Raw genomic sequence first — 12,057 nt, forward strand, 5'->3', positions numbered from 1 at the left:
CGCTGGTGGAGGCGCGCGTCGATGCCGAGCGCATGCTGCTTGCCACCCAGAGCGCGCTCGATGCCGACGGCGATCTGCTGGGCGAAGAAGAGCGCGCTGTCATCGATGCGTCGATGGCGAAGCTGCGCGAAGCCGCCAAGGGCAATGACGCCGCGGCCATCGAAGGCGCCACCAAGGCGCTGGCCAACGACACCGAAGCCTTTGCCGCCCAGCGCATGAACGCGGGCATTGCGCGCGCGTTGTCGGGCCGCAAGCTCGAATCCCTCTGAGAACCACATGCCCACCATCAAGATATTTCCGCATCCCGAGTACTGCCCGCAGGGTGCAGAAATCACGGCGCCGGCCGGCACCTCGATCTGTGAGGCGCTGCTCGACAATCACATCAACATCGAGCACGCCTGCGAGATGAGCTGCGCCTGCACCACCTGCCACGTGGTCGTGCGCCAGGGCTTCAATTCGCTGAACGAGGCCGAGGAGGGCGAGGAAGACCTGCTCGACCGCGCCTGGGGCCTGGAGCCACAATCGCGCCTGAGCTGCCAGGCGATCCTGGCGCAGGAAGATGTGACGATCGAGATTCCCAAGTACTCGATCAACCACGCCAAAGAAAACCACTGAAAGAGCCACTGCATGTCGCGCCAGATCGTCCTCGACACTGAAACCACCGGCCTGTCCGCGGAGAACGGCGACCGCATCATCGAGCTCGGCTGCGTGGAGCTGTTCGCCCGCAAGCTCACCGGCAACGACCTGCACATCTACTTCAATCCCGAGCGCGAGAGCCACGAGGACGCGCTCAAGGTGCACGGCCTCACGACCGACTTCCTGCGCGACAAGCCGAAGTTCGCCACGCTGGCCAACGACATCGTCGAGTACCTGCGCGGCGCGGAGCTGATCATCCACAACGCGGCCTTCGACGTCGGCTTCCTCAACAAGGAACTCGAGCTGGCCGGCCTGCCGCCGCTGCGCAGCTTCGTCGGCGAGGTGACCGACACGCTGGCCATGGCCAAGCAGGTCTACCCGGGCAAGCGCAATTCGCTCGACGCGCTGTGCGACCGCTTCGGCGTCGACCGCTCCAACCGCACCTTCCACGGCGCCAAGCTCGACGCGCAGCTGCTGGCCGACGTGTACATCAATCTCACGCGCGGCCAGGACGCCCTGCTGATCGACGTGGCCTCGAACGAGCCGGCGCAGGGCACCACGGTGGTGGCCATCGACCTGAGCCAGTTCGACCTGCCGGTGATCATGGCCGCCGAGCAGGAGGTTGCGGCGCACGAAGCCGTGTTGTCGCAGCTCGACAAATCCAGCAACGGGCGCACGCTGTTTCGGCAAAACAGCTGAAATCCTGTGGCATAATCGAAGGCTTCGCGCAACGCGATTAATTCCAAGGCGCTGCAGCAGCGGCGCCAAGGGGTTGAAAGGGCGGTTAGCTCAGGGGTAGAGCACAGCATTCACACTGCTGGGGTCGGAGGTTCGAAGCCTCCACCGCCCACCAATTTTCTGAATAAAGCGACTTGGATTGTCCAAGTCGCTTTTTTTGCGTCTACCTACTTCATGCCGAACAGGTCATTGCAGGTATCGCAGGCGAAGTACAGCCGCTGTTCCCCGCACTGAACCGCGCCCGTGGCGCCCGCGCGAATCTGCCAGTCGCATGATTTGCCGCGCTGCTTCAGCGTACCTTCGACAAAGCAGGGCGCCTGCTCATAGTTGTCGTGCAGTGTCTTGTAGTCAACCTGTTTGGCCCGCGAGAAGAACTCGCGCGCCTTGGCGTGGTTTTGCGGCACATCCGTCGGGCGGCAGGTGGCGGGTTGGTCGGATCGGAAGTCGGCGACAAAGACGTCCGTGAACCCTGTGCTGCCGGTTGCACACGCTGCAACGAGCAACGCCGCGGCTGCCGTGGCGGTGATCCGAGACTTCATTTCCATATCGCCGAGCTCGCTTCGCCCGGATTTTTGTATGAAACCGTCGGGTGTCTGTAGACATCGGCGGGCTTCAGGTTGAACTGGGCATACAGCTCGTCGATGAGCCATTGCAGCGCCGTGTTCTGCGCAGCCGTCACCGCTTCATAGGTCTTCTCGTCGATGTGCAGTCCCACGAGCTCGATGCCGATGGCCTCGCTGTTGACCGGGTACCGGTCCGGATACGACTTGGCGCGTTCATGCGCATCCAGTGCGTTGATCTGCTGAATCCACGACATTGCCAGCATCTTGGCCATGGCTGCCGTGTCGCACGTGTTCCTGTTGACGGTCAGGCACTTCGACTTGATCAATTTGCCGACGTGATAGCAGCGCGAGTACAGGCTGGCCGTTTGATAGATCTGGCCATTCTTGTCGATGAGGAAATGGGCGCCATTGCCACCATCTCCGTAGCTGTTGAGACTGGACTCGGCGGTCGATGAGTCTGTTTGATGGACGACGATGGCCAGCACCTTGGGCAGGGCGCCGTGTTCGATGCCGGATGAACGTCTGGCGATCACTCTGGGATCGATGAGCATCCCGTTCGCGTCGATGGTCGACATATCTCTCTCCCTGTGGAACGACGCGTCAAAGTACATCACATCTGCCTTCGATGCGGAAGCGTACCGTTTCGTCGTACATAGCGGGTCAAGCCCTCGTTGGGGTGGCCYGATTCAAGAAACTGTCGGCTCGCGCTGACGCCGATCGCCGCCCTGTGCTGGCTGAAGGTGCGCTGCAGCAGCTTAGAAAAAGGCAAAGGAGAGCATCCGCCATGGCCACCCATCCCGACCTTCCGTCCCCCATCACGCCGGACCTGCCCGTGGAGCCCGACGAAGGGCCGAGCACGCCGCCCGACGAGCCGACCGATCCCGAGCCGCCCCCCACCACGTCCTGAAGAAATCCGCCCGCGAGCCGCGATAAGCTCGCACGATGGATGAACTCGATTGCGCCGTCATCGGCGGTGGTGTGGTGGGACTGGCAGTGGCGCGCGCCTTGGCGCTCGCGGGCCGGGAGGTGGTGGTGCTGGAAGCCGAAGGTGCCATTGGCACCGGCACCAGTTCGCGCAACAGCGAGGTGATTCATGCGGGCATCTACTACCCGCAGGGCTCGCTCAAGGCCAGGCTTTGCGTCGAGGGCAAGGAGGCGCTTTACGGCTACGCGGCAGAGCGCGGCGTGCCCCACCGGCGCTGCGGCAAGCTGATCGTCGCGACTTCGGCCGAGCAGGTGGCCCAGCTGGAAGTCATCCGTGCCAAGGCGGCCGCCAACGGTGTTGGCGACCTCGTGCTGCTGACTGCGCAGCAGGCCATGGCCCTGGAGCCGCAGCTCCACTGCGTGGCGGCATTGCATTCGCCGAGCACCGGCATCGTCGACAGCCATGCCTTGATGCTGAGCCTGCTCGGCGACCTGGAGAACGCGGGCGGCATGCTGGCGCTGAAATCGCCCATCGCCCGTGCGGAATGCGGCCGGGACGCTATCGTCCTGGTAGCGGAAGACGGAACGGCGCTGCGCTGCAACACCGTGGTCAATGCAGCCGGCCTGCTCGCGCCCGAACTGGCCCGCCGCTTCGAAGGCCTGCCGCCGGCGGCCATGCCCACCRCCTACTTTGCCAAGGGCAGCTATTTCACGCTGTCGGGCCGCGCACCTTTCAGCCGCCTTGTCTATCCGGTGCCCGAGCCCGGCGGCCTCGGCGTGCACCTGACGATCGACCTGGGCGGGCAAGCCAAGTTCGGCCCCGACGTGCAATGGGTGCAATCGGCCGACGACCTCGTGGTGGACCCGGCGCGCGGCAATGGCTTCTACGCCGAGGTGCGCAAGTACTGGCCCGCCTTGCCCGATGGGGCGCTGATTCCGGGCTACGCGGGCATGCGGCCCAAGATCTCGGGCCCGGACGAGCCGGCGCGCGACTTCATGATCGACGGACCCGAATCGCACGGCGTGCACGGGCTGGTCAATCTCTTCGGCATCGAGTCGCCCGGGCTCACGAGCAGCCTGGCCATCGGGCGGCACGTCGAGCGCATGCTCGCGGCGGGCTGACCGCGGACGCAATGCCGGGCCCATCGCGTGCAGAAGTCTGCATAACTGCCGTGCATGAGGGGCTTTTGTGCCTGTAACATGACACCACGCCATTTGCTGGCGTGAAGCCGCCGGCGCGGTGCCGGTGTCATCACGGAGGAAAGTTTCCAATGAGTGCATCCAACAATATCGAAGCGGCAGCCGAAGACATCGCGAGCGACGTGCGCGGCGTGCTGGCCAGCAAGGACCTGGATTCGGTTCCCCACATCAAGGCGCTGCGCCAGCGCATCGACACCAAGCTCGCCATTGCGCGCGAACTTGCCGCGGAAAAGAGCAAGCTGGCCGCCAAGAAGGCCCGCGAAGCGGCCAACTCTGCCAACGCCTACGCCCACGACGAACCGTGGCAGATCGCCGGCGCCGCGCTGGCTGTCGGCGTGCTGGTGGGCCTGCTGCTTGGCCGCCGCTGACCTGAACGCAAGCCGCCGCCGCGCCGTTCCTCGCCGAGCCGGAGTCGGCGCATGAGATTGCTGTCCCTGTTCGGGCTCGATGCCCGTTTGCGGCGGCTGCGGATCGCTGCGGCCGAAGGTGCGCTGGCGGCCGAAGACCGCGTGCAGCTCCTGCGCATGGCGTGGGAGGACGAGAAGCAGCGCCTCAAGCTGATGCTGGTGCTGGTGGTGGCGGTGCTCGGCCTGACCACGGTGGCGGTGGCCTTGCTGTCGATGGCGGTGGTGGTGCATTTCTGGGAAACGCCGCACCGCATCGCGGCGGCGTGGTCGGTGGCCGGCGTGTGGGTCCTGCTCTGGCTGGGCGCGGCGCTGGGGCTGTTCCTGACCCTTCGCAATGCCTCCAACAGCTTCATGCCGGCACGCCGCGAATTCGAACGCGACTGGGCCTGGGTGCAGGACAGCTTCGGCCTCGGCAAGGATCCCGACCAGGATGAAGAAGCGCCGCGCCCCCGGCGGCCCGCCACGCGCGAGGAACTGCTCGCCCGCATGGATCGCCAGCGCGAACGCATTGCCACCATGCAGGGCGCAGGCCCGGCGCGGCCCGCCGGCGCAACGGCTGCTTCCTCCGAGGCACCGCCGGCCGACGAATCGGCGGCAGCGGCGGCATTGCGCATTGCGCGGGAGCACCCCGTGGCCACCGGCGTCGCCGCTGCGGTGGCCGTGGTGGTGATCCGTCCCAAGCGACTGCTGCGCTGGGCTGCGTTCATTGCGCCAGTGCTCTGGCGCATGCGCTGAGAAAGAGAAAAGCGCGGAGGCTCAGGCGGCGCTGCGGCCTTGCAGCAATGCCTGCGCCGCTTCGCGCACCAGCGCCGGGCCGCGGTAGATGAGGCCGGTGTAGATCTGCACCACGTCCGCGCCCGCGGCAATCTTGGCCCTGGCATCGGCCGCGCTCAGGATGCCTCCCACCCCGATGATCGGAAAAGCCGGCCCCAGCGCCGCGCGCAGTTGCGAGACCACGCGGTTGCTCGCCTCGCGCACGGGGGCGCCCGAGAGCCCGCCTGCTTCGTTGGCATGCGGCAGGCCGGCAACCGCATCGCGCGCCAGCGTGGTGTTGGTGGCGATCACGCCGTCCATGCCATGGCGCTGCAACGTGGCGGCGATCACGGCGACCTGGCCTTCGTCCAGGTCGGGGGCGATCTTCACGAACAGCGGCACGCGCCGGCGGCTGCGCTCGGCCAGCGCATGGCGGCGCTCGGCGATGGCGCCCAGCAGCGCATCGAGTGCCTCGTCGCTCTGCAGCGTCCGCAGGTTGGCGGTGTTGGGACTGGAGATGTTGATGGTCACGTAGTCGGCATGCGGGTACACGCCGTCCAGGCAGGCCAGGTAGTCGTCCACCGCCTTCTCGATGGGCGTGGCGGCGTTCTTTCCGATGTTGAGCCCGAGCAGCATCGGCTTCCTGCCGCCGCTGCCGCTCCTGCGGAAGCGCGCCTTCTGCACGTTGGCAAGAAAGGCATCGAGCCCTTCGTTGTTGAATCCGAGCCGGTTGATGAGCGCGTCGCGCTGGGGCAGGCGGAACATGCGCGGCTTGGGGTTGCCCGGCTGCGCCTTGGGCGTGACCGTGCCGACTTCGACAAAGCCGAAGCCCATGGCGGCAAAGGCGTCGATGCAGCGGGCGTTCTTGTCGAGACCGGCGGCCAGGCCCACGCGGTTGGGAAATTCCAGCCCCGCAAGCGTGACCGGATCATCGACGCGCGGCGCGGCGTAGGCGCAGGCCAGCGGCGTGTTCTGCGTGCGGGCCAGCCCGTCGAGCGTGAGTTCGTGGGCATGCTCCGGGTCGAAGCCGAACAGAAAGGGCCGGGCCAGGCCGTAGAGCGAAGAGGGGAGCAGGGGCATCGGATAATTCTCGACTTCAATGAGCCAAGGATTCTCCGCGATGACTGCACCCGTTTCCCCTTCTTCCGCCGCCGGCGCCGCGAACGGCGCGGGCACCATCTCCCAGGACGAACTCAAGGCCCAGGTCGGCCGCGCCGCGCTGGCCTACGTGGCCAAGGGTGAAATCGTCGGCGTGGGCACGGGCTCCACGGTGAACAAGTTCATCGACGCGCTGGCCACCATCAAGGACCAGATCAAGGGCGCGGTGTCCAGCTCGGTGGCCTCGACCGAGCGCCTGCGCGCCCTGGGCATTCCGGTGTTCGACAGCAACGAGGTCGACGAACTCGGCGTCTACATCGACGGCGCGGACGAGATCGACCATCACGGTTTCATGGTGAAGGGCGGCGGCGCGGCGCTCACGCGCGAAAAGATCGTGGCGGCGCAGTCGCGGCGCTTCGTCTGCATTGCCGATGCGTCCAAGCTGGTCGACACGCTCGGCGCCTTTCCGCTGCCGGTGGAGGTGATTCCGATGGCGGCGCGCCGCGTGATGCGGCAGTTCGAGGCCATGGGCGGCATCGCACAGGTGCGCGAGAAGGACGGATTGCCGCTCGTGACCGACAACGGCCAGCACATCGTCGACGTGACGGGGCTGCGGATCAGCGATCCGCTCGCGTTCGAATCCGAGGTGAGCCAGTGGCCCGGCGTGGTCACGGTCGGCGTGTTTGCCCATCAGAAGGCCGACGTGTGCCTGCTGGGCACGCCCGCGGGCGTGCGAACGATGCGGTTCGACTGAGGACCAACGGCCGCCAGCCCTGGCCGGCGGCCGGCCGGGTCAGAACTTGATGCCGGCGGGGTTGCTCGGGCTCGGACCGCTCGGTGCGGGCGCGGCCGGCGCCGGTTGAGCAACGGGCGCGGGCTCGCGTGCAGCGGGCGCCGGCTGCGCCGCCACCAGCGGCCGGGCCGGCGGATTGCGGTAGCCGGCAGGCAGGCTGTTGCTCTTCGGATAGCCCGCGGCGTCGAGGTATTGCGACCATTCGGCGTCCGAGTAGCCCTTGAGCTGCTGTGAGCCGATCGTCAGCAGCGGCAGCGAGGACTGGTTGCTCAGGCGCTGCAGCGCCTCGACGTCCTGGTTGCTCTTGACGGTGCGTTCCTCGAAGGGGATGCCGCGCGTGACGAGCAGCGAACGGGCCGTGCCGCAGGGCGCGCATTCCTCGCTGCTGTAGAGCGTCACGGGGTAGCGCTGCGCCACTTGCCGCAGCTCGTAGGGCAGCCCGGCATTGGCGGGAGCCGTGATGCCGGCCTGCGGCGCCGCGGCCGGTTCCGTGCTCGCGGTGGGCGCACGGTCCGAGAAGGTGACCTTGCCGTTCTTGTCGACGTTGCGGTAGATCGGCTGGGCCATCGCGCCTGCGGCGACGAGCAGCAGCGCGGCGCCGGACAGGCGATGCAAGGAGGATTTCTTGTGGGTCGGATGCATCGCCCGAGTATCGCAAGCTTCAGGCCCGCATCAAGCGGGCTGGGTCTGCGCCATGCCCTGGTGTCGCAGCAGCGCATCAAGCTGGGGCTCGCGGCCGCGGAAGGCCTTGAACGAATCCATGGCGCTGCGGCTGCCGCCGGCTTCGAGGATGGCCTGGCGGTACCTGCGGCCGGTCTCGATGTTCGGCTGGCCGTCGGCGCCCACGGTTTCCTCGAAGGCGGCATAGGCGTCGGCGCTCAGCACCTCGGCCCACTTGTAGCTGTAGTAGCCGGCCGCGTAGCCGCCCGAGAAGATGTGGCTGAAGGTGTTTGGCGTGCGGCTGAAAGGAGGCGAGGGCATCACGGCCACCTCGGCGCGCACCTTGCCCAGCAGCGCGAGCACGCCGCCCGGCTGCGCGGCGGCGGCCTGGTATTCGGTGTGCAGCAGCATGTCGAACAGCGAGAACTCGATCTGGCGCAGCGTCTGCAGGCCGCTCTGGAAGTTCTTGGCGGCGGTCATCTTGTCGAACAGCGCGCGCGGCAGCGGCTCGCCGGTGTCCACGTGGGCCGTCATGTGCCTGAGCACGTCCCACTCCCAGCAGAAGTTTTCCATGAACTGGCTCGGCAGCTCGACCGCATCCCACTCGACGCCGCTGATGCCCGACACGTCGCGCTCGTTCACCTGCGTGAGCATGTGATGCAGTCCGTGGCCGAATTCATGGAACAGCGTGGTCACGTCGTCGTGCGTGAGCAGCGGCGGCTTGCCGTCGACACCGCTCGCGAAGTTGCACACGAGCTGCGCCACGGGCGTTTGCAGCACGCCGTCGTCAGGGCGCAGCCAGCGGGCGCGCACGTCGTCCATCCAGGCGCCGCCACGCTTGGCGGCGCGGGCGGAAGGATCGAGGTAGAACTGGCCGACCTTCTGCCCGGCCCGCTCGATGCGGTAGACCTCGACGCTCGGGTGCCAGGTGGGCGCGCTGTCGCGGCGAATCGAAACCYCGAACAGCGTCTCGACGATCTTGAACAGGCCGGCCATCACCTTGGGCGCCGGAAAGTACTGCTTGACCTCCTGCTCGCTGAAGGCGTAGCGCGCCTCTTTGAGTTTTTCGCCGATGTAGCTCCAGTCCCAGGCCTGCGGATCGGCGATGCCCAACTGCTCCGCGGCAAAGGCGCGCAGGTCGGCCAGGTCGCGTTCGCCGTAGGGCTTGGCCTTGGCCGCAAGATCGCGCAGGAACTTGATCACCTGCTCGGGCGACTCGGCCATCTTGGGCACGACCGAGAGCTCGCCGAAATTCCGGTAGCCGAGCAGCTTTGCTTCTTCTTCGCGCAGCGCGAGGATCTCGTTGATCAGGGCCGTGTTGTCGAAGGCCGGATCGCCGAGCTCGCTGGCGCGGGTGACGTAGGCGCGGTAGAGCGTTTCGCGCAGCGCGCTGCTCCTGGCGAACTGCATCACGGGCAGGTAGCAGGGCATCTTGAGCGTGAGCTTGTAGCCCTGCTTGCCTTCGGCTTCGGCTGCTGCGCGAGCCGCGCTCACCACGTCTTCGGGCACGCCCCCGAGCTCGCCCAGCGCCGCGTAGTACGAGAAGGCGTCGGTGGCATCGAGCGCGTTCTCGCTGAACTTCTGGCTCAGCTCGGCCTGGCGCTCCTGGATGTCGGCAAAGCGCTTTTTCGCCTCGCCCTGCAGTTCCGCACCGCCCAGCACGAAGTTGCGCACGGCATTCTTGTGCGCCTGGCGCTGCTCGGGGTTGAGGGTGGCCACGTCGATGGCCTTGTACTTGGCATAGAGGCGCTCGTCGGAACCCAGGCGGGTCCAGAAGGCGGTCACGCGCGGCATGGCCTCGTTGTAGGCGGCGCGCAGCTCCGGCGTGTCGGCCACGGCGTTGAGATGGCCGACGGCGCCCCAGGCGCGGCTGAAGCGCTCGGAGGCCACGTCGAGCACCTTGGAGATCGCATTCCAGTCGGCGGGGAAGTCGGCCGCCGTCACGGCCTGCAGCGCCGCCTCGGCTTCGGCCAGCAGGATGTCGACCGCGGGCGCAACGTGTTCGGGCTTGATGCGGTCGAACAGCGGGAGATCGGTGAAGTCGAGGAGGGGGTTGTTCGTCATGGCCATGTGGATCACTTGGCGGCGCGTTCGGCCGCTTCAAGGGTGTTGACCAGAAGCATGGCGCGCGTCATGGGGCCGACGCCGCCGGGCACGGGGGTGATCCATCCGGCCACTTCCTTGACGCCGTCGAAGTCGACGTCGCCCGCGAGCTTGCCGTCTTCCTTGCGGTTCATGCCCACGTCGATCACGACCGCGCCGGGCTTCACCATGCCGGCCGTCAGGATGTTGCGCTTGCCCACCGCGGCAACGATCACGTCGGCCTGGCGCGTAAAGGCGGCCAGGTCTTGCGTGGCGCTGTGGCAGATGGTCACGGTCGCACTCTTGGCGAGCAGCATCATGGCCATCGGCTTGCCGACGATGTTGCTGCGGCCGATGACCACCGCGTGCTTGCCGCGCAGGTCGTAGCCGATGGATTCGAGCATCTTCATGCAGCCGTACGGCGTGCAGGGCCAGAAGCCCGGCGCGCCGGTCATGAGCGCGCCGGCGCTGGCCACGTGGAAGCCGTCCACGTCCTTGGCGGGCGAGATCGTCTCGATGACCTTCTGGCTGTCCATGTGCCTGGGCAGCGGCAGCTGGACCAGGATGCCGTGCACCTTGGGATCGTCGTTGAGGGCGCGGATGCGGTCGAGCAGCGCGGCCTCGCTCATGTCGGCAGGATAGGTTTCGAGCGTGGCCGCAAGGCCGGTTTCGGTGCTGTCGTTGACCTTGTGCTTCGTGTAGACCTGGCTGGCCGGGTCGCTGCCCACGAGGATGATGGAAAGGGCCGGCTCCACGCCCTTGGCCTTCAGTGCGGCGGTGCGGCCGGCAACCTCGGCGCGAATGGTTTTGGCGAGGGCGTTGCCGTCGATCAGTTGGGCGGTCATCGGTTTCGATTTTCCAAGTAAAAACGCCCGCTTGCGCAGGCGTGGGAGTCATTCATTGCTATCGGTCGGATAGCTTCTAGGCTTTGGCGGCCGGTGCCGCCTGCCCGAGTGCGATCTTGAGCAGATCGGCCACGGTGTTGGCGTTGAGCTTTTCCATGATGTTGGCGCGGTGCGCCTCGACCGTCTTGATGCTGATGCCCAGGTCGTCGGCAATCTGCTTGTTCAGGCGGCCGGCGACGATGCGCTCGAGCACCTGGGCCTCGCGGCCGGTGAGCTTGGACAGCAGCGCATCGCGGCTGGCCGACTGCTGGTGCTGCGTGAAGGCGCCGCGCGCGTGCTCGAGCATGCGCTCGACCAGCGTGACGAGTTCCTCGTCGTTGAACGGCTTCTGGATGAAATCCATCGCGCCCTTCTTCATGCTGTCGACCGCCATCGGCACGTCGCCGTGGCCGGTGATCACCACGATGGGCAGCGGGGAGCGCCGTTCGATCAGCCGGTCCTGCAGTTCGAGGCCGGTCATGCCGGCCATGCGGATGTCGACGATCAGACAGGCGACTTCGCGCGGGTCGTATCGGGAGAGGAAGGACTCGGCCGAATCGAAGCAGCGAACCCGGTAGTCCTTGCCTTCGAGCAGCCATTGCAGCGAATCTCGCACGGCTTCGTCGTCGTCGACGACATAGACAGTGCCCTTCTTCGGAATCAAACTCATGCAGGTACCTTTGCCTCGTCGCTTGCTACGGAACTGGGAGCGTCCAACACCGGAATCCAGAAGGAAAAACGGCATCCGATCACATCCGGACCATTGTAGATGTTCTCCGCCTGCATCCGGCCGCGGTGGGACTCCAYGATGGTGCGGCAGAGGTTCAGCCCGATGCCCATGCCCTCCGGCTTGGTGGAGAAGAAGGCCTCGTACAGGCGGTCCATCACCTCGGGGGCCAGGCCCTTGCCGGTGTCCTGCACCGAGAACTCGATGGCGTTGTGGCCCTCGATCACCTTGGGCAGCACGCGCAGCTCGACGCTGCGGCGGGCGAGCGGCCGCTCGGCAATGTCGATGGACTCGGCCGCGTTCTTCAGCAGGTTGACCATCACCTGCTCGATCAGGATCGGGTCCACCTGCACCACCGGCAGCCGCGCGGCCACGTAGTGGTTGAGCCGCACGTTGCGCCGCCGCAGCTCGATGCCCGCGAGCTCGACCGCCTCGCTGACCATGGTCGACACGTCGGCGGCGGTGCGGTTGGGCTCGCTGCGCTTCACGAACGAGCGGATGCGCTGGATGATCTGCCCCGCGCGCTGCGCCTGCTTGGAGGTTTTCTCCAGTGCCGCGAGCAGCGCCTCGGTGTCGATGGCCTGCCCCTTGA

15 protein-coding genes, 1 tRNA gene and 1 pseudogene are annotated in these 12,057 nt (G+C 66.7%); 9 read left to right on the plus strand and 8 right to left on the minus strand.

The features are described 5' to 3' along the window. The 4 genes and pseudogenes from AC1DOC_RS04690 to AC1DOC_RS04705 all read left to right on the plus strand — a co-directional run. Nucleotides 1–269, plus strand: a pseudogene (locus AC1DOC_RS04690) (Fe-S protein assembly chaperone HscA); the annotation flags it as partial. 7 nt (nt 270–276) lie between these two features. Further along, nucleotides 277–615, plus strand: coding sequence for an ISC system 2Fe-2S type ferredoxin (gene fdx, locus AC1DOC_RS04695; protein WP_124957638.1), 339 nt, complete (start codon nt 277–279; stop codon nt 613–615). A 12-nt stretch (nt 616–627) separates the two neighbouring features. Further along, on the plus strand, nt 628–1,335 hold the full coding sequence (gene dnaQ / locus AC1DOC_RS04700; protein ID WP_062361671.1) for a DNA polymerase III subunit epsilon: 708 nt from the start codon (nt 628–630) through the stop codon (nt 1,333–1,335). 79 nt (nt 1,336–1,414) lie between these two features. Then, nucleotides 1,415–1,489 (plus strand) — tRNA-Val (locus AC1DOC_RS04705). Between the two features lie 52 nt (nt 1,490–1,541). Here the strand turns inward: AC1DOC_RS04705 and AC1DOC_RS04710 are convergent. Both AC1DOC_RS04710 and AC1DOC_RS04715 read right to left on the minus strand, forming a co-directional pair. Then, nucleotides 1,542–1,919 carry a hypothetical protein gene (locus tag AC1DOC_RS04710; RefSeq protein ID WP_062361668.1) on the minus strand — a complete coding sequence of 126 codons (378 nt, stop codon included), beginning with the start codon at nt 1,917–1,919 and terminating at the stop codon, nt 1,542–1,544. Continuing rightward, nucleotides 1,910–2,512 carry a peptidoglycan recognition protein family protein gene (locus tag AC1DOC_RS04715; protein ID WP_412510858.1) on the minus strand — a complete coding sequence of 201 codons (603 nt, stop codon included), beginning with the start codon at nt 2,510–2,512 and terminating at the stop codon, nt 1,910–1,912. The genes AC1DOC_RS04710 and AC1DOC_RS04715 overlap by 10 nt, the downstream gene beginning before the upstream one ends. A 209-nt stretch (nt 2,513–2,721) precedes the next feature. Between AC1DOC_RS04715 and AC1DOC_RS04720 the strand changes: the two genes are divergently transcribed. From AC1DOC_RS04720 to AC1DOC_RS04735, 4 genes are all read left to right on the plus strand, one after another. Further along, nucleotides 2,722–2,844, plus strand: coding sequence for a hypothetical protein (locus AC1DOC_RS04720; protein WP_018902816.1), 123 nt, complete (start codon nt 2,722–2,724; stop codon nt 2,842–2,844). 35 nt (nt 2,845–2,879) lie between these two features. After that, on the plus strand, nt 2,880–3,983 hold the full coding sequence (locus AC1DOC_RS04725; protein WP_478129467.1) for an NAD(P)/FAD-dependent oxidoreductase: 1,104 nt from the start codon (nt 2,880–2,882) through the stop codon (nt 3,981–3,983). Between the two features lie 149 nt (nt 3,984–4,132). Beyond that, the gene (locus AC1DOC_RS04730; protein ID WP_012747272.1) at nt 4,133–4,429 is read left to right on the plus strand and encodes a glycine zipper domain-containing protein; all 297 of its coding nucleotides are present in this window, start codon (nt 4,133–4,135) and stop codon (nt 4,427–4,429) included. Between the two features lie 51 nt (nt 4,430–4,480). Continuing rightward, complete coding sequence (locus tag AC1DOC_RS04735) at nt 4,481–5,203, plus strand: phage holin family protein (RefSeq protein WP_018902815.1); 723 nt, start codon at nt 4,481–4,483, stop codon at nt 5,201–5,203. A 21-nt stretch (nt 5,204–5,224) separates the two neighbouring features. Here the strand turns inward: AC1DOC_RS04735 and AC1DOC_RS04740 are convergent, their stop codons facing one another. Further along, nucleotides 5,225–6,301, minus strand: coding sequence for a quinone-dependent dihydroorotate dehydrogenase (locus tag AC1DOC_RS04740; RefSeq protein WP_478079889.1), 1,077 nt, complete (start codon nt 6,299–6,301; stop codon nt 5,225–5,227). A gap of 40 nt (nt 6,302–6,341) precedes the next feature. Here AC1DOC_RS04740 and rpiA point away from each other — a divergent pair, with 40 nt between their 5' ends. Then, the gene (gene rpiA, locus AC1DOC_RS04745) at nt 6,342–7,073 is read left to right on the plus strand and encodes a ribose-5-phosphate isomerase RpiA (RefSeq protein ID WP_478083509.1); all 732 of its coding nucleotides are present in this window, start codon (nt 6,342–6,344) and stop codon (nt 7,071–7,073) included. A gap of 39 nt (nt 7,074–7,112) precedes the next feature. On the opposite strand, the gene AC1DOC_RS04750 is transcribed toward rpiA, so the two are convergent. The 5 genes from AC1DOC_RS04750 to AC1DOC_RS04770 form a co-directional block, all read right to left on the minus strand. Further along, nucleotides 7,113–7,754 (minus strand): glutaredoxin family protein, encoded by a 642-nt coding sequence (locus tag AC1DOC_RS04750; RefSeq protein ID WP_012747276.1) that lies wholly within the window; start codon nt 7,752–7,754, stop codon nt 7,113–7,115. A gap of 30 nt (nt 7,755–7,784) precedes the next feature. Beyond that, complete coding sequence (locus AC1DOC_RS04755) at nt 7,785–9,842, minus strand: M3 family metallopeptidase (RefSeq protein ID WP_478129468.1); 2,058 nt, start codon at nt 9,840–9,842, stop codon at nt 7,785–7,787. Nucleotides 9,843–9,847: 5 nt separating this feature from the next. Beyond that, on the minus strand, nt 9,848–10,699 hold the full coding sequence (folD, locus tag AC1DOC_RS04760; protein ID WP_412510862.1) for a bifunctional methylenetetrahydrofolate dehydrogenase/methenyltetrahydrofolate cyclohydrolase FolD: 852 nt from the start codon (nt 10,697–10,699) through the stop codon (nt 9,848–9,850). 76 nt (nt 10,700–10,775) lie between these two features. Beyond that, nucleotides 10,776–11,408, minus strand: a complete 633-nt coding sequence (locus AC1DOC_RS04765; RefSeq protein WP_012747279.1) for a response regulator transcription factor — start codon at nt 11,406–11,408, stop codon at nt 10,776–10,778. Then, nucleotides 11,405–12,057, minus strand: a 653-nt coding sequence (locus AC1DOC_RS04770; RefSeq protein ID WP_478129469.1) for a sensor histidine kinase, incomplete at its 5' end; no start/stop codon positions are given. The genes AC1DOC_RS04765 and AC1DOC_RS04770, both read right to left, overlap by 4 nt.

It is taken from the genome of Variovorax sp. 01T439_2, from assembly GCF_056398445.1.